The sequence below is a fragment of the Lampropedia aestuarii genome (genome assembly GCF_004803635.1).
Lineage (GTDB): Bacteria > Pseudomonadota > Gammaproteobacteria > Burkholderiales > Burkholderiaceae_C > Lampropedia > Lampropedia aestuarii.
This window is the reverse complement of record NZ_SSWX01000010.1, coordinates 68,351-89,980: the sequence shown is the minus strand read 5'-3', so window position 1 is coordinate 89,980 and position 21,630 is coordinate 68,351. Positions and strand designations below refer to the sequence as shown.

The 21,630-nt window shown below is 58.3% G+C and carries 18 protein-coding genes and 2 pseudogenes; 11 read left to right on the top strand and 9 right to left on the bottom strand.

Features of this window, described 5'->3' with window-relative positions; all coding sequences use genetic code 11:
* Positions 1–73 precede the first annotated feature (73 nt).
* Together E8K88_RS09315 and E8K88_RS09310 are read left to right on the top strand one after the other, a co-directional pair.
* Positions 74–559 carry a copper chaperone PCu(A)C gene (locus tag E8K88_RS09315; RefSeq protein ID WP_168797292.1) on the top strand — a complete coding sequence of 162 codons (486 nt, stop codon included), beginning with the start codon at positions 74–76 and terminating at the stop codon, positions 557–559.
* A 177-nt stretch (positions 560–736) separates the two neighbouring features.
* The gene (locus E8K88_RS09310; protein ID WP_136406396.1) at positions 737–1,384 is read left to right on the top strand and encodes an SCO family protein; all 648 of its coding nucleotides are present in this window, start codon (positions 737–739) and stop codon (positions 1,382–1,384) included.
* Positions 1,385–1,430: 46 nt separating this feature from the next.
* Here the strand turns inward: E8K88_RS09310 and E8K88_RS09305 are convergent, their stop codons facing one another.
* Positions 1,431–2,489 (bottom strand): aldo/keto reductase, encoded by a 1,059-nt coding sequence (locus E8K88_RS09305; RefSeq protein ID WP_136406395.1) that lies wholly within the window; start codon positions 2,487–2,489, stop codon positions 1,431–1,433.
* Positions 2,490–2,568: 79 nt separating this feature from the next.
* Here E8K88_RS09305 and E8K88_RS09300 point away from each other — a divergent pair, with 79 nt between their 5' ends.
* Complete coding sequence (locus tag E8K88_RS09300; protein ID WP_136406394.1) at positions 2,569–3,495, top strand: alpha/beta fold hydrolase; 927 nt, start codon at positions 2,569–2,571, stop codon at positions 3,493–3,495.
* Between the two features lie 206 nt (positions 3,496–3,701).
* Positions 3,702–4,874 carry a YncE family protein gene (locus tag E8K88_RS09295; RefSeq protein WP_136406393.1) on the top strand — a complete coding sequence of 391 codons (1,173 nt, stop codon included), beginning with the start codon at positions 3,702–3,704 and terminating at the stop codon, positions 4,872–4,874.
* Positions 4,875–4,945: 71 nt separating this feature from the next.
* Here the strand turns inward: E8K88_RS09295 and E8K88_RS09290 are convergent, their stop codons facing one another.
* Together E8K88_RS09290 and E8K88_RS09285 are read right to left on the bottom strand one after the other, a co-directional pair.
* Positions 4,946–6,142 carry a ChuX/HutX family heme-like substrate-binding protein gene (locus E8K88_RS09290; protein WP_168797291.1) on the bottom strand — a complete coding sequence of 399 codons (1,197 nt, stop codon included), beginning with the start codon at positions 6,140–6,142 and terminating at the stop codon, positions 4,946–4,948.
* A 234-nt stretch (positions 6,143–6,376) separates the two neighbouring features.
* Positions 6,377–8,671 carry a TonB-dependent hemoglobin/transferrin/lactoferrin family receptor gene (locus E8K88_RS09285; RefSeq protein WP_136406391.1) on the bottom strand — a complete coding sequence of 765 codons (2,295 nt, stop codon included), beginning with the start codon at positions 8,669–8,671 and terminating at the stop codon, positions 6,377–6,379.
* Positions 8,672–9,201: 530 nt separating this feature from the next.
* On the opposite strand from E8K88_RS09285, the gene E8K88_RS09280 reads away from it, so the two are divergent.
* The 5 genes and pseudogenes from E8K88_RS09280 to E8K88_RS09260 form a co-directional block, all read left to right on the top strand.
* A complete protein-coding gene (locus tag E8K88_RS09280) occupies positions 9,202–10,599 on the top strand; it encodes a dihydrolipoyl dehydrogenase (protein WP_136406390.1) in 1,398 nt (465 codons plus the stop codon).
* A gap of 179 nt (positions 10,600–10,778) precedes the next feature.
* Complete coding sequence (locus E8K88_RS09275) at positions 10,779–11,045, top strand: (2Fe-2S)-binding protein (protein ID WP_136406389.1); 267 nt, start codon at positions 10,779–10,781, stop codon at positions 11,043–11,045.
* A gap of 119 nt (positions 11,046–11,164) precedes the next feature.
* The gene (locus tag E8K88_RS09270) at positions 11,165–11,968 is read left to right on the top strand and encodes an energy transducer TonB (RefSeq protein WP_136406388.1); all 804 of its coding nucleotides are present in this window, start codon (positions 11,165–11,167) and stop codon (positions 11,966–11,968) included.
* A 91-nt stretch (positions 11,969–12,059) separates the two neighbouring features.
* Positions 12,060–12,776 carry a MotA/TolQ/ExbB proton channel family protein gene (locus E8K88_RS09265; RefSeq protein WP_136406387.1) on the top strand — a complete coding sequence of 239 codons (717 nt, stop codon included), beginning with the start codon at positions 12,060–12,062 and terminating at the stop codon, positions 12,774–12,776.
* Between the two features lie 6 nt (positions 12,777–12,782).
* Positions 12,783–13,199 (top strand): annotated as a pseudogene (locus E8K88_RS09260) (ExbD/TolR family protein); the annotation flags it as partial.
* A gap of 261 nt (positions 13,200–13,460) precedes the next feature.
* On the opposite strand, the pseudogene E8K88_RS09255 reads toward E8K88_RS09260, so the two are convergent.
* A pseudogene (locus tag E8K88_RS09255) lies at positions 13,461–14,513 on the bottom strand (quinone-dependent dihydroorotate dehydrogenase); the annotation flags it as partial.
* Between the two features lie 191 nt (positions 14,514–14,704).
* Between E8K88_RS09255 and rpiA the strand changes: the two are divergent.
* Positions 14,705–15,379, top strand: coding sequence for a ribose-5-phosphate isomerase RpiA (gene rpiA / locus E8K88_RS09250; RefSeq protein WP_136406384.1), 675 nt, complete (start codon positions 14,705–14,707; stop codon positions 15,377–15,379).
* 49 nt (positions 15,380–15,428) lie between these two features.
* On the opposite strand, the gene E8K88_RS09245 is transcribed toward rpiA, so the two are convergent.
* From E8K88_RS09245 to E8K88_RS09225, 5 genes are read right to left on the bottom strand one after another with little or no spacing between them, the layout of a single operon-like run.
* Entirely contained in the window at positions 15,429–16,319 is an 891-nt protein-coding gene (locus E8K88_RS09245; protein ID WP_136406383.1) for a LysR family transcriptional regulator, read from the bottom strand.
* Between the two features lie 34 nt (positions 16,320–16,353).
* Positions 16,354–17,517 (bottom strand): acyl-CoA dehydrogenase family protein, encoded by a 1,164-nt coding sequence (locus tag E8K88_RS09240; protein ID WP_136406441.1) that lies wholly within the window; start codon positions 17,515–17,517, stop codon positions 16,354–16,356.
* Positions 17,517–17,930, bottom strand: a complete 414-nt coding sequence (locus tag E8K88_RS09235) for a cupin domain-containing protein (protein ID WP_136406382.1) — start codon at positions 17,928–17,930, stop codon at positions 17,517–17,519. The genes E8K88_RS09240 and E8K88_RS09235 overlap by 1 nt, the downstream gene beginning before the upstream one ends.
* A gap of 52 nt (positions 17,931–17,982) precedes the next feature.
* On the bottom strand, positions 17,983–19,242 hold the full coding sequence (locus E8K88_RS09230; protein WP_136406381.1) for a CaiB/BaiF CoA transferase family protein: 1,260 nt from the start codon (positions 19,240–19,242) through the stop codon (positions 17,983–17,985).
* Between the two features lie 17 nt (positions 19,243–19,259).
* Entirely contained in the window at positions 19,260–20,237 is a 978-nt protein-coding gene (locus E8K88_RS09225) for a Bug family tripartite tricarboxylate transporter substrate binding protein (protein ID WP_136406380.1), read from the bottom strand.
* Between the two features lie 288 nt (positions 20,238–20,525).
* Between E8K88_RS09225 and prfB the strand changes: the two genes are divergently transcribed.
* A protein-coding gene (gene prfB / locus E8K88_RS09220; RefSeq protein ID WP_136406379.1) for a peptide chain release factor 2 occupies positions 20,526–21,630 on the top strand; the annotation gives its coding sequence in 2 pieces (ribosomal slippage) (positions 20,526–20,606 and positions 20,608–21,630; 1,104 coding nt in all).

Sequence of the window (21,630 nt, the reverse complement as noted above, 5' to 3'; positions counted from 1 at the left end):
TGCGCCCACCTGCGTGTGCTTCCTATCCCTGCACAACTGGCGCATCCATTTGAATTTGAAAGAGATATTGACCATGAAAGCCTTTATTCAAGCCACTGTGCTCGCCTTCGCAGCCTTGTTCAGCCTCACCAGCCAGGCCCATAGTGCCGAAGCAGGTGAGCTCACCATCATTCACCCCAATGCCAAGCCCACACGCCCTGGCGTGCTCAGCTCAGCGGCCTACTTTGGCGTGCAAAACAAAGGCTCTGACGAAGACAAAATCCTCTCCGTGCGCAGCGATGTCGCCAAACACACCGAAATCCATGACATGAAAATGGAAAACGATGTGATGCGCATGTTCAAGGTTGATGGTGTGTCGATCCCTGCCGGTCAAACCTTGACATTGGGCAAGGACAACAAGCTCCATGTGATGCTGATGGAGTTGAAAGAGCCTTTGAAAGTCGGTGACAAATTCACCCTGACCATCACGTTTGAGAAAGCTGGCGAAGTACCAGTTGAAGTATGGGTTGAAGAGCCCAAAGCGGCAGATGCCGCAGCGGCTGGGCATGAGGGCCACTAAACAGGCTCACAACAGACGCAGAGCAGGCAGCACCAGTTGGCTGCCATCCCTGTGAGCCATTGAATCCGCGGCGCTGCTGCCTGCTTGGCAGGTCTATGCGCCAGCCTTTTTGATTCGCGCCCTCTGCATGTGCCTTGTGCCCATCGTAGAGGCCGCCGTAACCACTTGATTCAAACTATGACCACACTTCGTGCATTGCGCAACTCCCTCACCCGCTTTGGCAAAACGGCTGCTGTTTTGGCAGGCCTGACCGTCGCACTGAGTCTGGCCGCCTGCAGCAAAACCGAACCACCGCCGAAACTCAACGGCGTGGATATCAGCACCTCTGGTTTTGGCAAAGACTGGAGCATGCCCAACTCCGAAGGCGGCACCAGCACGCTGGCCGATTTCAAAGGCAAAGTGACCTATGTGTTCTTTGGCTTTGCCCAATGCCCTGATGTGTGCCCGACCACCATGCTGGAGATGGCCGAGGTCAAAAGCCAATTGGGCGAGCAGGCTGACCAATTCCAGGTGCTGTTTGTCACCATCGACCCCGAGCGTGACACCCCCGAGGTGATGCGCGCTTACCTGGACAGCTTTGACCCCAAGGCCATTGCCCTGATTGGCAATGCCGAGCAAACCAAGGCGATGGCGCAAAACTTCCGCGTGACCTATGAGAAAGTGCCTGGTCCATCGCCTGAGGTGTATACGATGAACCACACAGCCGGTGGCTTTGTGTATGACCCACAAACCAAGATACGCTTGTACTTGCCTTATGGCACGGATGCCCAAGCGATTGCCGCCGATGTGCGTGCGCTGCTCAAAGAAGCCGCCAGCGCCTCTTAAAACGCTCAACGCTGTCCATTGAAAGCACGCACTCAGCGTGCTTTTTTTACACCGCTGGGTCGCGCAATTCCAGACGAATCGCGTCAATCGCCTCCAGCACTGGCGCAGACAATCGCACATTCCAGGCTTCGATATCTTCGGCCAATTGCGCCTGGGTGGTCACGCCAATGATGGTGCTGGCCACTTGCCACTTGTGATAAACAAAAGACAGCGCCAACTGGGTCGGTGTCAGGCCGTGCTCACGTGCCAAATCGTTGTAGCGCTTGGCAGTGGCAATGGCTGATGCACGTGCCCAGCGCTGCTTTTGTGTCGCCTCATAGATGCTCAAGCGGCCACGCGGTGCTTCGGCACTGAAAATACCGGTTTGGTCGTATTTGCCAGTCAGGGCACCAAACGCCAGTGGCGAGTAGGCCAACAGGCCAACATTCAGGCGATAGCAGGTTTCATCCAAGGCATTCTCGTACCAGCGGTTGGTCAACGCATAGGGGTTTTGGATGCTCACCACACGCGCCAGACCATGCTGCTCAGCCAAACGCACAAATTCATGCACGCCATATGGGGTCTCATTGGACAGGCCGATATAGCGGATCTTGCCTGCCCGCACCAAACCGTCGAGCGCTTGCAATTGCTCCAAAATACTGGTTTGCGTGCGCTCCAACTCAGGGTTAAAGTACATCGCGCCAAAGGCAGGCACATTGCGCTCTGGCCAGTGGATCTGGTAGAGATCAATCACATCGGTTTGCAGGCGCTTTAAGCTCGCATCGCAGGATGCGACGATATCAGCAGCCGTCATGCCTTTGCCCTCGCGCACCCACGGCATCCCACGGCTGGGTCCCGCGACTTTGCTGGCCAGCACCACTTGGTTGCGTTTGCCAGGATTTTTAGCAAACCAGTTGCCCAGAATTGTCTCCGTGGCGCCATAGGTTTCGCGGCGAGGCGGGACAGAATACATCTCGGCGGTGTCCCAAAAGTCCACGCCTGCGGCCAAAGCCTGATCCAAAATGGCATGTGACTGGGCCTCGCCCACTTGCTCGCCAAAAGTCATGGTGCCAAGGCAGATCGGGCTGACCTGCAAGTCGCTTTGACCTAGAGTGCGTTTTTCCATTGCGTGCTTTCTATGCGTATGCGTGTGCTCACCGGCCTTGGCCGTTGAGCGTTAACAAAAATCCCATTCCATCAAGACCATGTACAGCCCACTGATTCCAGCCCAAACAGAACAACTGCCCATTCGGGGCGTGTCCTACCACGTGAACTGTTGGGGCCAGGGCCTTGACCACAACGCCCCCTTGCTGGTGCTCGCGCACGGCTGGGGCGATGTCGGGGCGTCCTACCAGTTTGTCATTGATGCCCTGGGCGCCGACTGGGTCGCCCAACGCCAGATCATCGCACCCGATTGGCGCGGCTTTGGCCGCAGCGAAGCGCCGCAATCTGTTGACAGTTACCTGTTTGCCGATTATTTCGCAGATTTGGAAGTTTTGCTCGCACACTATGCTGAAGATGCTCGCCCCATTGACCTGGTTGGCCACAGCATGGGCGGCAATGTGGCGATGTTGTATGCCGGCATCCGCCCCGAACGCGTTCGCAAACTGATCAACCTGGAAGGTTTTGGGCTGCCCGATGGCAGTCCTGCACAAGCGCCAAGCCGCCTGCGCAACTGGTTGGATCAAACGGCCCAGGCACGCGCAGGCAAGCTGGCAGTAAGACCCTATGCAAGTCGGCAGGCGGTCGCTGAGCGCTTGATCAAAACCAATCCCCGCCTCAGCCAAGACAAGGCACTGTGGCTGGCAGGTGTGTGGGCCAAAGAGTTGGAGAATGGCCAGTGGCAGGTGTTGGTGGATGCAGGGCACAAGGTCAGCAGCCCCTTGGTATACCGTGCCGAAGAAACCTTGGCGCTCTACCGCGAAATCACCGCCGACGTATTGGCAATTGAAGCCACCGATTGCAGTTTGAGCCAGTTCTGGGATGGCACATACACGGTGGCCCAATACCACGAACGGCTGCAAAGCGTCGCGCACCACACCATTCGAACCGTCGACAACGCCAGCCACAATATCCACCACGACCAGCCCGAAATTCTCGCCGAGTGGATGCGGGAATTCTTGGCCTATTAAACGCTGCCGCAGTCCATTGCGGCTCTGTTTTCGCAAGCCCACAAAGGCCAGGCAGGCAGCATGTTGAAGCGTTTTGTGCGCAATGGCTGTGCGAGAATACAGCTTCGTCCAGCCATAGTGCGTTTGCACCGATTGCAAGCCCTTCTTGCAGTCTCAGGTCATGTGCTTAGCCAACTTTCAACCCCTCTCTGAAAGCCTGTCTATCCATGACCAAACTCCTCCTCACCAAGCGCGCGCCTGTCTGGCTATTGGCATTGAGCTGCCTCGCACTGGCCGCCTGCACAAGCACTGGAGCGACGCAATCTGTCTTTGCCCCCAGCACCAGCACAAGCACGCAACTGGGCACGGCTGCACCAGTGCAGCAACAAGCAATTGCGCCAAGCCTGTATGAACTGGCCTACTCGGCCAATCAAAACGCCTTGTTTGTCGCCTCAGCAGGTGGTTTTGGCCCTGATGCACCGGCCAGCCAACTGCTGCGTTTAGACCCTCAAACCCTGGCCGTACAAGCACACACCGAGCTGCCCTTGCGTGGCTTTGGCGTGGCACTCGACGATGCGGCCAACCGCCTCTATGTTGGCAATGGACTTGAAGGCAGCATCACCGTGCTCGATACGCGCACGCTACAGCCAATTGGTGTGATCGCCTTGGCTGAGACAATCACCGGCAGCGATGGCAAAGAAAAATTCGCCCACCATTTCCGCCAGCTGGTACTAGATTCAGCCAACCAGCGCTTGTATGCGCCCGGCTTTAGCGGCACCGACAGCGCCTTGTATGTGGTCAACACAGACCAACTCGCCGTTGAAAAAGTCATCCCCGGCTTGGGCCCTGTGACCACTGGCGTTGCGCTGGACGCCCAAGGCAAGCGCCTGTTTCTGTCCAATTTGCGCGGCAATTTGTACGAAGTCTCGACCACCGATCTCAGCATCACCAAGGCCTACCAGGTCGCGGCCGACCAGCTCATCAACCTGGCATTTGATGCCGCTAGCGGCCGTTTATTTGCCACCGATCAAGGCTTGGCAGCCATCAACGAACGCCGTCAAAAAAACGAGCCAACGTTCACGCCCACACCCGGCAACCGCTTGATTGAGTTCAACCCCAATACCGGCGCCATCATCCAAAGCGCGCCCACTGGTCTTGGGCCAATCGCCTTGCTGGTTGATCCAGCATCCAAGCACCTGTTTGTCACCAACCGTGGCTCGGGCTCAGTCACCGTGCACAATGCCAAAGATTTGGCCGTTGAGCAAACCATTGCACTCAAAGACCATCCCAATAGCCTGAGCTACAACCCAGCGCAGCAAGTGCTGTTTGTGTCGGTCAAAAATGGCCAAGGCAGCGCCAAAGGCGCGGACGAGTCGGTCGCACGCATCGCATTCCAATAAAAGAAAAGCCCAGTCACACAAAGCGACTGGGCTGCCTTTTAGAACGTGTTTACGATCTAAAAAAATGGCCTTTATTGGGCTGGCAAGCGTTTGACCAAATTGATCCATGGCGCAGGCTCTGGATTGTCTTTGGAGCGCACGCCAAAGAAAGACGCAATCAGCTGTGCTTGCCCATCAAACACATCGACCGAGTACACGCCAGCACGCTCAATCGCCCAGGCGCTGTGCACTGCGGCGCGGTTGATCGTGATGTAGGAATCCGGATCATCCACGATCAACCAGTCGCCCACAGCGCGCACATTGTGAATCGTGTCGCCGTGCACTTGGATGACAGCCCCATTGCTGACGAACACCATGATGGGAATCGCCTCTTTCACCGCACTGCGCAACAACTCTTCAACCGCTGCGGGCGCGAGCGCCCGTGCTTTATCCGTTGGGCCCAAACGCACCGACTGTTCACGCTTCAACTTGAAATCGCGCAACACACGGTTGAACTGGTGCACGTCGTCAATCGCATTCCACGCCTCGTGGTAGGCCTTCAAATCCACTTGTGCATCGGGCACTGAGGCAGCTTGCGCATCCAAGGCTTGAACTGGCTCCAACTTTGCAGGCACGCTTTGGTCTGCATGGCGAAAGTCCTGCACCAGCGCATCAAAATCGGCTTCATGGCTGGTATTGGCCAGCGTCACTGTGTGAATCAACTGCCCTGCTGCATTGAAGAACACCAGACTGCGGCGTGCGCAATCGGCATCCGACGTATCGGTCAGTGCAAATGCATATTCCCAAGCCGGGAAGCGAAAGCGCAGGTCCACTTTGTCGCCAAAATAGCCACTGCCATTCAAGCGGTTCGAGATGCGCTGCGCCTCGTCTTTGGCCGCATCGCCGCTGCTGCGGCTCCAGGCTTCTGGCAAACGGTTGGGAATGCCCACGCGGCTGATCGACGCATTCGCTTGCGCCGAACGCACCTGCACCTGCCCCAAATCCAGCACCCGCGCCATGATATCTGGCGCACTCTTGACGCCTTCAGCCTGCAAGCGCACAACACTGAACTGCGGCGCAACAGCCGCAGCAGCAAGACCTGCTGTAATGCTTGGCCAGTCATCCACTTGCGTGGAAAAGCTGCATTGTTGGGTCGGCCAAGCTGCATGGACTGCGCTCTTGTTGGGCCCAGCAGGCACCGCATCAGACTGGTGCGCACAGGCACCCAGCAGCAAAGCACTGGCCATGGCCAAAGGCAAGGCCACCAATTGGTGTATTGATTGTTTCATCGAGTTGATCCATCCATCGAAAGTGTTGCTAATTGCACCGTGGCGCTGCAGTACCAGCCTGCATAGCCCGCGCATTGAAGGCCTGCCAGCGGGACTGCCCCAGGCTTACACCAGCGCGCGCATGCACCAGTGGCATACGCGCCTGTATTCGCTATTGGCTGTTAAAGCTCTGTTCATCATCTCGACGCAGCCGCGTGGAAATTGTGAGCAGGCGCTTAGAACGTGTTTACGTTCTTAGAAGCGCACCTCCAAGCTGGTGCCAAACGCACGGCCTGGCTGGGCCTGGCGTTGGATGTCGTTGCTTGCGTTGGCGGCCAAACCATTGACCGACGCGTAGTCCCAGTATTTGCGGTTCGTCAGGTTGTAAATACCGGCGCGCCAAGTGACATGCTTGTTGATATTCCAATAACCGGCCAGATCCAGCGTCGTCGCACTAGGCACTTTGAAGCGCTCGGTGTTGTTGCCAGTGAGTGCGTCACTGGTAGGCGCTTGTTTGGCACGCACCCAGGTCACATTGAGCCCCAGGCCATAGCGCTCACCCGGATCGTCAAAAGCGACTCCCCCCACCACTTTGGCAGGCAAGGCCGATGGCAGCCAGCTCTTCTGACCAGTTCTGGTATTGCGTGTTGTCCCTTGTGACCAGCCACCAGCGAGCGTGGCACTCAGGCCTTGGACTGAGGGCATCCACTCACCCAACTCAAAACGGGTCGCCAGCTCAGAGCCCCAGATGTTGACCTTGCCCAGGTTCTCTGTGCGGTAGACAAACAAACCGAACTGCGGCAAGTTCGGGTCAACCCCCAGGTTGGTATATTCGATGTAGTTGCTGTAGCGGTTGTAGAACACCGAGGCATCGAGCTGCACGCCTGGCACCAAGGCACCGCGCACGCCCAGCTCAAAGTTGTCGCTCTTCTCCTCCTTCAAATCGGGATTGCCCAGGACGGCATAGCCTGTGCCTGGGTTCTCAAACGAGCCGGTCAACTCGCTGGAAGCCGGCTGGCGCACTGCGCGGCTGTATTGGCCATAGGCTTCAAAGCCCGGCTGCAACTCCAGGCTCAGGCCTAGGCTGGGCAACAAGTTGGTAGACGATTGCTTGTGCACCTCCCCCGCCGCGGCAGGTGAGCCTTCGGCATAGCGCCCCGCATCTTTGGGCGCTATGCGCGAATGCTGCAGCGTCACACCTGGAGTAATTGTGGCTTTGCGCCCGCCCAGCTCAAACGACAACGTATCGCGCACATACAGACTGGCCTGGCTGGTTTTGGCTGAGGCCGCACGGTCTTTGACGGTGAGGGACTCAGCGCCCGTATTCAGGTTGGTGCGCACCTCTTCCCACGGGCGCTTGCTATCGGTACTGCTGAGGTTCAGGCCATAGGCCAAATGCTGCCCATCGAGCCGTTTGCTCGCATCGAGCTGCACACCCCAGCTGTCATTCTTGCTATTGGTATACAAGCTGCGCGAAATCGGCACACCCAGACTCACCGTCTGGGGCACATAGGTGTCGTTTTTCGCTTGTGCTTGCTGGTAGTACACACGGGTATTGAGCACATCAAAGGCCGCGATATCGCTGGCCTCAAAACGGTTATCCAGCGAGATGCGGGTGCGGCGGTCATTCGCATCCTGGCGTGGCGATCGCGGCAAGGATGCAGTGATCTTGTTGGCGTTACTCAGCTCGGTATCGCGGTCAAAATGCTCAATCGTCAGGCCCAGACGGTTGTTGGTTTGCGAGCCCCAGACAAATTTGGCCAGCACGGCATTGCTGCTCCAGTCCTTGTCATTGGGTGGCACGTCGCCACGGCTTTTTTGCTGCTCGCCATCACGGCGCACATACATGCCCAAAGCCTGGATCTCGCCGATTTTGGCCGCGCCCGTCAGCACATGCATGCGGCTTTTGTCGCTGGACAAATAGCCGCCTTTGTAGCTGCCGTAGGTGGTTGTGTGGCCAGTCAAAAACTCCTCTGGTGATTTGGTCGCAAAACGCACGCGCCCGGCGCTGCCACTGGCACCGCCCTGACCAGCCGCCGTCGGACCGCTCTCAATGCGCACCAGCGAATACAGCTCGGGCTCCAGCGTTTCACGGCTATTCGCATAGCTGTTGTTGCTGTTGTTGTCAGGGCGGTTTTCTACTGGTGGCAAGGCCACGCCATCGACCTCAATGGCGACGCGGTTGCCGTCGAGGCCACGGATGTTGTAGCTCGATGTGCCTGCGCCATCCCATAAATTGCCCGAGCCTGAAGCAATCGTTGGCGCGCTGACCAGCGGCTGGTTGCGCACCACGTCGGCCATGCTGCGTGTGCCTTGCCTGTTCAAATCCTCGGCACTCAACTCGGTCGAGCGGCCTTGGGCTGGTTCTTCTTGCACAGCCTCTACATGCACTTCCGGCAAGGTCGCAGTGGCTGTTGTTTGCGCCAGCACAGCGCTGCTCAAGGCCATACCAGCCATCAGCATGGCCACAGGCCGCAAAGAAAAAGGAGGGGTGTCGGTGTGACTGCGTGAGAGCGAAGCCTCACTGAAAAATTCGAATGCGCGAGCCATAGGGTGGTAATTCCCAAAAGAAATAACAACATGGCTGGCGAGACGAACATCCGCAATGGGCGCTGCTATGGCTGGCTCTCAGAGCCTGTTTACATTTTTTTCGCTATAGCACTAGGCACAAAAAAGAGGCAGTGCAAGGCACCTGTTGCAGCTCAGACATGGGTATGCGCACAACGGGCAACGCAGCACTGCGCTTTTTTGCCGCACACCCTCTCCTTTTGAACTCCAACGCGATTTGTGAAAAGAACGTAAAAAGGCTCTCAGCGCGCATTGTAGTGAGAATAAGTATCAACACTATTTGTAAGTGCCTTTTAAAAAGGAACTTCGCTTAAAAAGCAACAGTGTGCGGGCCTTGCTACCGCAATCAAGCATTATTCACACTGCCAATCTGCACAAGCGCGTTAGCTTGTTGGCCTTTGCATCGTCTGCTGCGGCTGCAGCGCTTTTGGTATAAGGTGCATTGGCAAGTCGCAGACCGATGCAAACGCGCTTTGCTCGGTCAGAGCTGAATACACACTGGGAGGCATCCAATGAAAACCTTAGAAACGGATATTGCGATTATTGGCGTGGGCAGCGCCGGCATGGTGGCCTACAAAAGCGCCCGCAAGCACACCGACCGCATCGTCACAATCGAGTCAGGGCCGTATGGAACGACCTGTGCACGCGTGGGCTGCATGCCCAGCAAGCTCTTGATTGCCGCAGGCAATGCCGCCCGCGCCGTGCGTCAAGCCTCGCACTTTGGCGTGCACGCACCAGCGCCACGCATCGATGGCGTGGCTGTGATGCAGCGCGTGCGCGAGGAGCGCGACCGCTTTGCCCAATTCTCGGTCGACGAGGTAGAGGCCTGGCCGCCCGAGCACCGCCTGCATGGTCTGGCACGGTTTATCGCACCTGGCGTGCTGCAAATTGATGACCATACCCAGGTGCGCGCTCGCACCGTGGTGATTGCGACTGGCGCCTCACCCGTCGTGCCAAGCGAGCTCAAGGAAGCATTGGGCGAGCGCCTGATCATCAATGACGATGTCTTTGATTGGCAAGACTTGCCCCAATCAGTCGCGGTCATGGGCAGTGGCGTGATTGGCCTGGAGCTGGCGCACGCTTTGCACGCATTAGGGGTGCGCGTGCGCTTACTGAGCCGCAACCACAAGATTGGCCCACTGAGCGACCCCGATGTGCTGGCCAGCGCACAACACATCACCGCTGCTGAGCTGCCCTGCGCCTTTAATAGCCAGCTCGAACAAGCGACTCGCACTGAGCAAGGCGTGCAATTGCACTACACCAACGAAGACGGCTCCAGCACCACCGAAACATTTGACTATTTGCTCATGGCCACTGGCCGCAAGCCCAATCTCAGCGGCTTGAATCTGGCTGCGGCCCATGTGGCTTTAGATGAACGCGGTCAGCCCAGCATCGATACATTGACGCGCCAGATCAAAAACCAGCCGATCTTCATCACGGGCGATGCCCACAGCGAACGCCCGGTGCTGCACGAGGCCTCGGACGATGGATTTGCCGCAGGCAACAATGCGGCGGCTTGGCCTGATGTCAGGCCCTATCCGCTGCGTGCCTCGCTGGGCATCGTCTTTAGCAAGCCGCAAATCGCCATGGTTGGCAAAAGCCACCGCCAGCTCCAGCAGAACAAACAGGCATTCGCACGCAGTACCCAATCCTTTGCCAACCAAGGCCGTGCCCGTGTCGATGGCAACAACAGCGGCATGCTGGCCTTGTATGCCGACCCCAGCAACGGCCGTTTCTTAGGAGCGGAAATGATTGGCCCCGAGGCAGAGCACATCGCCCATCTGCTGGCATGGGCATTGCAGCAAGAGCAGACTGTCGCGCAAATGCTGGCCTGCCCGTTCTACCACCCCACCGTAGAAGAAGGCCTGCGCTCAGGACTGCAGCGCTTGCGCCAGGCGCTCAAGGACTGAGAGGGCGATAGATGCATCTGGTCGCCCGCACCGCCTGTGCCTTTGGCTGGGCATCAAAGCAAAGTTGCAATGGGTTTGAAACCTTAGTATTGCAAGGGATTACGACGACAGTTGCTAATGCGAAAAATTCGCATTTATAATTCAACCCATATCAACAAGCCAGCCATAAAGGCAAAACCATGATTGTGTGTGTCTGCCGCAGAGTATCTGATCGTGAAATTACGCGTCACGCCCACGCTGGCATGAGCTTTGATGACATCCAGTTTGAGTTAGGAGTTGCAACCCAATGTGGGCGCTGTGAATGCACCGCCCGTGGTTTGGTTGAGCAGTGCCACGCATCCAATCCGGTGGCCGCCATTAACAACGCCGCTTGCGCTGAAGAGCCTGCTCACCGAACCGAAAGGCCTTTGGTATGGAACTGCTCATTTCGCTCACAGCCAGCTTAATGCTTGTGCTTGGCTCCGTATGGTGGATTTTGCGCAAGTAAACCACTTCTTTTGTCTGTTTTCGTTTTCCCTGCGGCAAACCGTGTGATGCACTTTGGCGCGCTGGATTTGCCTGCTTCATGACTACGTACTCGCACAAGTCCTCCTCCACCAGAAACCAGGTATTGATCGTCGGTGGTGTTTTACTGCTGCATACCGCCGCCTTATGGGGTATTCAAAAAGCGATGGTTTCACCCCCCCCTAAAGACATCATTGAGCCTGCCGTCATCATGACGCAGCTCATTGCTGCGCCGGCGCCTGCGCCAGCGGCTACCCCAGCGCCGGCACCACCGACGCCTGAGCCGCCTGTGCCTGTGCCTCCACCACCGCCTCCACCGCCTCCTCCACCACCACCGCCGGCCCCCAAACCGCCGCCACCTAAGCCGCAACCCAAGCCAGTAGCCACGCCCAAGCCGCCGTCTGAACGTGCGCCCATTGTGGAGGCTCCTCCGCCACCACCGCCTGCACCACCAGCTGCACCTACGCCTGCTCCACCGGCACCAACACCACCAGCGCCCGCACCAGTGGCAGCGGCCAACACCACGGCCAACCAGCAGCAAGCAGGCACGCCGCAATCAAGCGAAGGCGAACCGGTGATCGTGCGCGACGAGCGCAGCAATGCGGTGACGGCCAACCACGGCATCGTCTATCCATCGCAAAGCCAGCGCCTGCGAGAAGAAGGCTTGGTACGCGTGCGGGTGCTGATTGGCACGGATGGCCGCGCCAAAGAAGCAGAAGTTGCCCAGTCAAGCGGCTCCTCCCGCTTGGACCGTGCAGCCATAGAAGGCGTATTGCGCAATGGCCGCTTCTCACCGACCACCCGCAATGGTGTGCCGATTGAGGACTGGTATGTGCTGCCCGTGAATTTCAAGTTACCGCGCTAAAAAACCGGACATCCAGACAGACATTCCCTTGTTTGCATGCCCTCTTCACCAAGACCATTTGTAATTGCTGTTTCCTCGCTAAGGAGTTTTCATGGAACCCGGATTTGGATTGTTAGGCGCCTGGAATCAGGCCGATGCCGTTGGCCGCACCGTCGCCATCTTGCTACTGCTGATGTCAGTGGCCACCTGGGCGGTGATCATCATCAAAAGCGTCTCGCTGCTGCGCTACAAGCGCATGGTCAAGCCATCGAAAGATTTCTGGCACAGCGTCGACCTGGCCACTGGTATCAACACGCTGGGCAACCAGCCCGACAACCCATTCCTGTTGCTGACCTTGGAAGGCCGTGATGCGGTCAACCACCATCGCAACACCCAAGCGCACCTGCATGACAGCCTGGACATCAGCGATTGGGTCACACGCAATCTGCGCTATGCGATTGACAGCTTTACTGCACGCCTGCAGTCGGGCCTGTCGATTCTGGCCACCGTGGGCTCGATTGCGCCTTTTGTCGGTTTGTTCGGTACGGTCTGGGGCATCATTCACGCCCTGTTGGCCATTGGCGCAAGCGGCCAAGCCACGATGGACACCGTCGCTGGCCCCATCGGTGAGGCGCTGGTGATGACCGCTGCCGGTCTGGCTGTAGCGATTCCTGCGGTGATTGGCTATAACGCCCTGGTGCGTGGCAATAAATCCCTGCTGCTGCAAGTCAACGGCTTTGCCCATGACCTGCATGCCTACTACGTCACCGGTGCCCGTGTGGCACACGGCAACGAAGCAGCCAAGGTGCTGCCGCTGAAGAAAGGCTAATCGGCCATGGCATTCTCAAATATGGAGCAGGACTCCGATGATGTGATGGGCGAGATCAATATGGTGCCGCTGATCGACATCATGCTGGTGCTGCTGATCATCTTCATCATCACGGTTCCTGTGATCAAACAGGCGATGCATGTCGAGCTGCCGCAAGCGAGCTCAGCGCCTGAAGACAGCAAACCAGAGACGATCAGCCTCAGCATTGACCAGGATGGCCAGTTCTACTTGGACACCACACCGGTCGATGATGATACGCTGCGCGAAGCCATGAAAGTGGCCATTGAAAAGGCCGACAGCCCAGCCAAGGAGCCGGCGCTGCACATCAGTGGCGACAAAAATGTGCGCTACGACCGCATTGCCAGAGCGATGGCTTTGGCCAACGAAGCTGGCGTCTCGAAAATCGGCTTTGTCACCGAACCAGATGGCCAGGCTGGCACCGTCAACCCAGACAACCTGCCCGTGGGCACCAGCGCCGCAGGCCAGGCTCCTGCCACAGCTCCCACAGCGAACAACTGAATTCGCACCCCCTCGACAAAAAAGGACTGATTCGCATCAGTCCTTTTTTCATTGCGCTCACGCACCATAGCGCGCGCGTTGGCCCCTAGCCAGCCACCCTTATGCCGGCTCTTCTGCGTCACTGCTGCCTGGCGCTGCTCCATCCTGCAGCTTTTGCTGCTGCTGCGCACTGTACTCTTGCATCGCCTGGGCCACGCGCGGCACCAGTGCCGGGCCTTGGTACACAAAACCGGTGTAGAGCTGGACCAGATCGGCACCCGCTTCGAGCTTGGCAACTGCATCTTCTGCTGCCATCACACCGCCCACACCGATGATCGGGAACTGCGGCCCCAGCTCGGCCCTGAGCTGGCGAATCACCTGGGTGCTGACATCGCGCACCGGCGCGCCACTGACGCCGCCCACCTCACTGCCGTGCTCATACGACTGCACGGCCTCATGGTTGACCGTGGTGTTGGTGGCAATCACGCCATCGACCTGGTGGCGATCGAGCAGCTGTGCAATCAGGCTCACTTGCTCGGCCGTGAGATCTGGCGCAATCTTCAAGAACAGCGGCTTGTGCGCATGGGTTTTCTTCAACTCTTCGCGGCACTGCACCAGGGTGTTCAGCAAGCCGTCCAGGCTGGCGTTGGACTGCAAGTCACGCAAATTCTTGGTATTGGGCGAGCTGATATTGATGGTGATGTAGTCCGCATACGGATAAACCGCCTGCAAACAGGCCACATAGTCGTCTGCTGCGCGCTCAATCGGTGTGGCCGCATTCTTGCCAATATTCAGGCCCAGACGCAAACCATGCAGCGGATGGCTGCTGTCTTTGCGCACTTTGGACTTTTGCACGTTCTTTAAAAACGTCTCCAGCCCCTTGTTGTTAAAGCCCATGCGGTTGATCAAGGCACCGGCTTCGCGGATGCGGAACATGCGCGGCTTGGAGTTGCCGTTTTGCGCCACTGGCGTGACGGTGCCGACTTCGACAAAGCCAAAGCCCATCGCGGCCAAGCCATCGATGCAGCGGGCATTCTTATCCAAACCAGCGGCCAAACCCACCCGATTAGGAAAGGTCAAACCGGCCACAGTGACCGGGTCATTGACCATTTTCTGCGCATACAGGCTGCGCAACAGCGGTTTGGATTGGGTTTTTTTGATCCAGTCCAGCGTCAAATCGTGGGCCACCTCGGCATCTAAGGCAAAGAGGAAAGGCCGAATCAGAGGGTAAAAGTCCATGAAGACGAAGTGTAAAGGAAGTGATAATGCTGTTTCGCGACAATTTACCAAATCAGCAATGGCAATGGGCTGTTTGGCTGCATGCAAACCACATGCACAGGCTGCCTGCGCACCCACTTGCGCCATAACCTGCAGCCAGGCCATGGCAATTCAGCATTGCCCAGCCCATTAACAAGGCATTCTCTCGCACCATGGATCAAGATACCCTCAAAGCCCTCGTCGGCCAAGCCGCTCTGGCCTATGTCCAACCCCACAGCATTCTGGGCGTGGGCACAGGCTCGACTGTAAACAAATTCATCGAAGCGCTGGCCAAAGCCGCAATTCCGCTCAAAGGCGCAGTCTCCAGCTCGGAGGCCACCACCAAACTGCTGCAGCAAGCCGGCATCGAAGTGCTGGACAGCAGCGCAGTCGCCTCGCTGGACTGGTACATCGACGGCGCCGACGAAATCGACCACCAAGGCTTCATGGTCAAAGGCGGCGGCGCGGCCCTGACGCGCGAGAAGATCGTTGCCGACCTGGCAGACAAATTCCTGTGCATTGCCGACGCCAGCAAACTGGTCGAGGTGCTGGGCCAATTCCCGTTGCCCGTTGAAGTCGTGCCGATGTCCAGCGCCCATATCATCCGCCGCTTTGCCACACTAGGTGGCCAAGCGACAGTGCGCCTGGCCAAAGACGGCCAGCCGCTGGTCACCGACAACGGCATGCACATTGTCGATGTGCGCGGCCTGCAAATCACCGACCCCAAAGCCATGGAGGACCTGGTCAGCGTCTGGCCGGGCGTAGTCACCGTGGGCATTTTTGCGCATCACAAAGCCAGCGTGTGCTTGCTGGGCAGCCCAGAAGGCGTCAAAACACTGACATTCTGAGCTTGGCGCCATCACCGCAGCGCGTTATGGGGCGCTGCGGTGCGGCCATTCACACGCGCTGCACCGTAGCGCGGATACTGGCAATGAACGCATCGCGCACGGCGTTGTCATGCACATCCTTGCGCCAGGCCATATAGGCAGGCGTGGCGGCCTTGATCTTGCGCAGCGGCAATAAGCGCACGCCATTCATGCCCAGCTGCGCCATGCAGGCGGGCACCAAGGACACGCCCTGGCCGACCGAGACCAAGGCCATCACCGTCAGCCATTGCATCGCCGCATGCCGGGTTTGGGGGTGGATGCCGGCCTGCTGCAAACAGGCAATCACGTTGTCGTAGGTGGCAGGTGAGACTTCACGCGCAAACATCACAAAGGTCTCGCCAGCCAAGTCCTGCAAATTGATGGTTTTGTGCCCCGCCAGCCGATGCGTGCTGGGCAGGCAGCACACAAGCGGCTCTTCGCCCAAGGGCAGAATATCCAGCGCCTCGGTCGGGCTGCTGATATTGAGAAAGCCCAAGTCCAATTCACCACGCGCGAGCATGCGCAGTTGGTCGCCGGTTGAGACTTCGTGCAAGCTGATATCGACCAGCGGATGGTCTTGGCGAAACGCCGTGCAATAGCCGGGCACACCCCGGTAAATCATCGAGCCGGTGATGCCTATTTTCAAGCCACCCAGTTTGCCTTGGGCCACATTGCGCACGACCTCGCTGGCATGCTGCAACTGCGCCAGCACCTTGCGCGCCTCCACTAAAAAAGCCTGGCCCGCAGGCGTTAAGCGCACGTGCTTGGCATCGCGCTCGAGCAGGCTCACGCCCAGCTCAGCCTCCAGGGCCTTCAAGGCCATCGAGAGCGGCGGCTGGGTGATGAACAGCCGTTGCGCTGCGCGGCCAAAATGCTTTTCTTCTGCAAGCGCTACAAAGTAGCGCAGTAAGTGCGTTTTCATGTCGGCATGATACGCAGATGGGCTCTGATGCACGCTAATACGACTTGGGCAGGCCCAGCACTTTCTCGGCAATAAAGCACATGATCAGCTGCGGGCTCACCGGCGCCAGGCGTGGAATCCAGGACTCGCGCATATAACGCTCAACATGGTATTCCTTGGCATACCCCATGCCACCGTGGGTGAAGATCGCTGCTTCGCACGCTTTCGCACAGGCTTCTGCAGCCAGGTATTTGGCGGCATTGGCCTCGGCGGCGCAGGACAGGCCGCGGTCGTACAAAAATGCGGCTTTTTGCACCATCAGGTGCGCCGCTTCCAGGCCCATCCAGGCTTGCGCAAGCGGGTGCTGAATGCCCTGATTTTGGCCAATGGGGCGCTCAAACACCACCCGCTCTTTGGCGTAGTCTGTGGCGCGCGCCAGTGCTGCACGACCCAGGCCCACGGCTTCAGCCGCAATCAGAATCCGCTCCGGGTTCAGGCCATGCAGGATGTAAGAGAAACCCTGGCCTTCCTCGCCTATGCGGTCTGCCACTGGTATGCGCAAGCCATCAATGAACACCTGGTTCGAATCCACGCACTTGCGGCCCATTTTCTCGATCTCGCGCACCTCGATCTTGCTGCGGTCCAGATCGGTGTAAAACAGGCTCAAGCCTTGCGTGCCTTGGCACTCTTGCTGCGGCGTCGTACGCGCCAGCAGCAGGATTTTGTTGGCCACTTGGGCGGTCGAAATCCAGACCTTTTGGCCTGAGACCACGTAGTGGTCGCCATCGCGCTCAGCGCGGGTTGTCAGCTTCAACGTGTTGAGGCCCGCATTCGGCTCGGTGACGCCAAAGCAGGCCTTGTCCTGGCCCGCAATCAAGGGCGGCAGCCAGCGCTGCTTTTGCAGCTGCGAGCCGAACACCACGACTGGGTGCAGGCCGAAAATATTCATGTGCACAGCCGATGCTCCAGACAAGCCAGCGCCGGTAGCGGCAATCGTGTGCATCATCAAGGCCGCCTCGCTGATACCCAGACCAGCGCCGCCATACTCGGTTGGCATCGCAATGCCCAACCAGCCGGCCTCTGCCAGCGCCGCATGAAAATCCAGCGGAAAACCGCCTTCCTGGTCTTTGCGCAACCAGTAATCGGCATCAAACGGCGCACAAACACGCTCGACCGCAGCACGGATTTGCTGCTGCTCTTCGCTCCATAAAAAATCCATCATGCTTCTCCATGCGCAGAATCGGCATGCGCTGCCTCGGGCCGACGCACGCGTTGGGGGTTTTCAGCATATGGCGGGCTGTAAAAAACCAGCAAACGCACCGGCTCCTCACTGGTCACGCGAAAAATATGCATGCTGTCTTCTGGAAAAAAACAGGTATCGCCTGGCTGCATCGCAAAGCACTCGCCTTCCACTTCAACCTCGGCCGTGCCTGCCAGCACATAGCAAGCCTGCTCCATACCGGGGTGCGCATGTGGCAGCGCACCGCCGCCTTTTTGCAAAGTTCCCAGCACCAACTCCATGTGCTTAGCGCCCACATTGTCCTGGCAGACCAGACGCTGGTTCGAGGTGCCATGGTGGTTGGCCGGGCTGTAAGCGGGCACGTCTTGCTCGCGAATCAAAAATCGTGGCATGGTGTATTTCCTTATGCTGATGCTGCGCGCAAACAGCGCGCTGGCATGGTGTTTATGGGGCTTGCACGCAGGCTTGCTGTGCCAGCATGGCCGCTTGCAATTCGTCGCTGAAGCCCAGCTCGGCCAATACCTCTAAAGTGTGCTCGCCCAGGCGGGGCGCGGGGCTGGCTTGCGCCGCCACTGGCGTGGCCGACCATTGCGTCGGATTGCCAGTGGTGCGCATGCGGCCTTCGCTGGGGTGCTCAAACTCGCGCACAAAACCGGTCGCTTGCAAGTGCGGGTCATCCAAGAGGCTGGCCGGCGAAGCCATCGGCATATTCGGTACATCAGCGGCATCAAGCAGCGCCTGCCATTCCTGGGTAGTGCGCTCGCGCATCAGCTGCGTGACCTCGGCATAGACTGCATCAATATGGGCCGCCCTCTGGCTGTGCGTGGCAAAGAGCGGCTCCTGCATGCGCTCTGGCTGACCAATCGCAGCAAAGAAACTGTGCCAGTGCTTGTCGTTGTAAATCAGTACGCACAAATAGCCATCGCGGGTCTGGTAGGGCTTGCGGTGTGCAGTCAGCAAACGCGCATAACCGGGCGCGCCTTGCGGCGGCTCAAACGCCAGTCCGCCAAAATGGTCGCCCAGCACAAACTGGGCCATGGCCTCGAACATCGGCACGACCACAGCCTGGCCCTGCCCCGTCATCTGGCGCGCATACAAGGCGGTGGTGACCGCGTACACCGCATGCAGCCCGGTAATCCGGTCAGCCAGCGTCAAAGGCGCGTATGCGGGTTCACCGCCACCGTATTGCTGCGTCAGCCAGGGAATGCCGGTAGCGCCCTGAATCAAGTCGTCATAAGCAGGCTTGGCCGCATACGGTCCGGCCTGGTCAAAGCCGCAGCAGCTGACGTGGATGATGCGCGGATTGCGCTTGGCGACCTCGTCATAGTCCAGCCGCAGCCGCGCCATCGCCTGTGGGCGCACATTGCTGATCAGCACATCGCTTTGCGCGACCAAAGTCAGCAAGGCCTCACGCGCTGACTCCTGCTTCAAGTCCAGCACAACCGAACGTTTGCCCTGGTTGGCCTGCAAGAAAATGCCCCCCATGCCCGCATGTTTCATCGGGCCCACGTGGCGCATCGTGTCGCCCTCGGGCGACTCGATCTTGATCACATCGGCGCCCAAAGCCGCCAGAATTTGCGTCGCAAACGGGCCCATCACGACCGAGGTCATGTCGACGACTTTCACGCCGGCCAGCGGCCCCTTTGCCTGCAGCGCTGTTCGCTGTTGTTCTTGGCCTTGTTCCAGGCCTGGTGCATGTTGCATAGTGGGCTTTCGTCGGCTTATTGCGCCTCAATTCCTGCGTCATTGACCAGCTGGCCCCACAAAGCCAGCTGCTCTTTGACATAGCCAGCAAACTCTTGCGGATTCGCACTCGGCCAGACTTCAAAACCGGCTTGCGCCAATTGCTCCTGCGTGACAGGGTCGGCCAGCACCACTTGCAGCGCATCGTTGATCTTCTCAGCCACTTCTGGCGGCATATTGGCCGGGCCAAAAATGCCATTCCAAGAGGTCACATCAAAACCGGCAATCGTCTCGCCAATCGCTGGCACGCCTGGCAGCAATGGCGTTGTCTTGGCTGTTGTCACGCCCAATGTGCGCACCTTGTCGGTTTTCATCGTGCCCATCGACGAGCCTAAATCAGCCACGTACACCTGGATCTGGTTTCCCATCAAATCGGTCAAAGCTTGTGGGCTGGATTTGTAGGGCACGCTGACCATCTCGATTTGCGAGGCATGCTTGAGCGTCTCCGACGTCACCAAGGACGTGCTATTGGGCGTGCCATAAGCCAGCGCAGTGGGGTTGGCCTTGGCGAAATCGATCAGCTCCTGCACGCTCTTGACCGGCAGGCTGGGGTTGACCAGCAAGGCAAACGGCAAGACGCCCACACGTGCGACTGGCGTAAAGTCCTTGATCGGGTCGTACTTCAAGGCCTTGACCAGCCATGGATTGGCAGAGTGCGAGGTATTGGTGGTCATGAACAAGGTGTATCCATCGGGTTTGGCGCGCGCAACGAACTGCGCGGCAATCTGTGCGCTGGCGCCGGGCTTGTTGTCAACAATGATGGTTTGGCCAAGGTGCGTGCCCAGGCGCTCGGCCACGACCCGCGCAACACCATCGGTGCCGCTGCCGGCGGCAAACGGCACGACCAGCGTGATGTTGGTGTTGGGGTAGTCAGCGCTTTGGCCTGTTTGAGCCGCGGCGCAAACAACCAGGCTGGCCAAAGCGCCTGCGATCAGGCCTCGAATTGCAACGTGCATCTGCTTGTCTCCAATGTGTTTGTTATGGCTGCATGGTCACGCATGCAAGGATTCAAGTCCAATTGCATATAGAGATGCAAGGATTCGTTTTGCGAATTCTTAAACAATTTTTTTCAATGCCAGGCCGTGCCGCCAATAGCCACACGACAAAACGGCAGTGGCTCAGATCGTCGCAACGTGCGAAAATACCCGCCTTCGTATTTCCCCCTTCAGCGCGTAAACAGCTGCGAGATGCATGGCGCGCGCTATTGGCTACCTATTGCTTGATAGAAGATTTGAAAGAACACCATGGAAGCAGAACGCATCAACCTCATCGGCGCAACCCTTGAAGACTTGACTGAGCGCACCCAAGACTTACGGAGGTATCTTTGACTTCGATGCCAAATTCGAACGTCTGAGAACCGTCAACGCGAGCCTGGAAGACCCCGAGGTCTGGAACGACCCGAAAAAAGCCCAGGAGCTGGGCAAAGAGAAAAAGTCGCTCGATGGCGTCGTGCTGACACTTGAGCGCCTGACCCAGGAGCTGGCCGACAACAGCGAGCTGTTTGAAATGGCCAAGGAAGAAGACGATGAAAGCGGCCTGGAAGCGATTGAAGCGGCCACCAACGAGCTCAAAACGCCGATTGAAGAGCTGGAGTTCCGCCGCATGTTCAGCCAAGAGGCTGACCCGCTGAACTGCTTCATCGACATCCAGGCCGGTGCTGGCGGCACCGAGGCCAACGACTGGGCCAGCATGCTGCTGCGCCAGTACCTGAAATACGCCGAACGCAAAGGCTTTAAGACCACCATCGAGGACGAAACCCCTGGTGACGTGGCCGGCATCAAAGGCGCGACCATCAAGATCGAGGGCGAATACGCTTACGGCTTGCTGCGCACCGAAACCGGCGTACACCGTCTGGTGCGCAAGTCGCCGTTTGACTCCTCGGGCGGTCGCCACACCTCGTTCGCTTCGCTGTTTGTCTACCCAGAGATTGACGACTCGATTGAGATCCACATCAACCCGGCGGATGTGCGCACCGATACCTACCGTGCCTCTGGCGCGGGGGGTCAGCACATCAACAAGACGGACTCAGCCGTGCGTTTGACCCATATCCCGACCGGCATCGTCGTGCAGTGCCAGGATGGCCGCAGCCAGCACAGCAACCGCGATGTAGCCTGGCAGCGCCTGCGCTCGAAGCTCTACGACTTTGAAATGCGCAAACGCATGGAAGAGCAGCAAAAACTCGAAGACACCAAGACCGATGTGGGCTGGGGCCACCAGATCCGCAGCTACGTGCTGGACAATAGCCGCATCAAGGACTTGCGCACCAACGTCGAAATCTCCAACACGCAAAAAGTGCTGGACGGCGACCTCGATGCCTTCATTGAAGCGTCGCTCAAGCTTGGCGTGTAA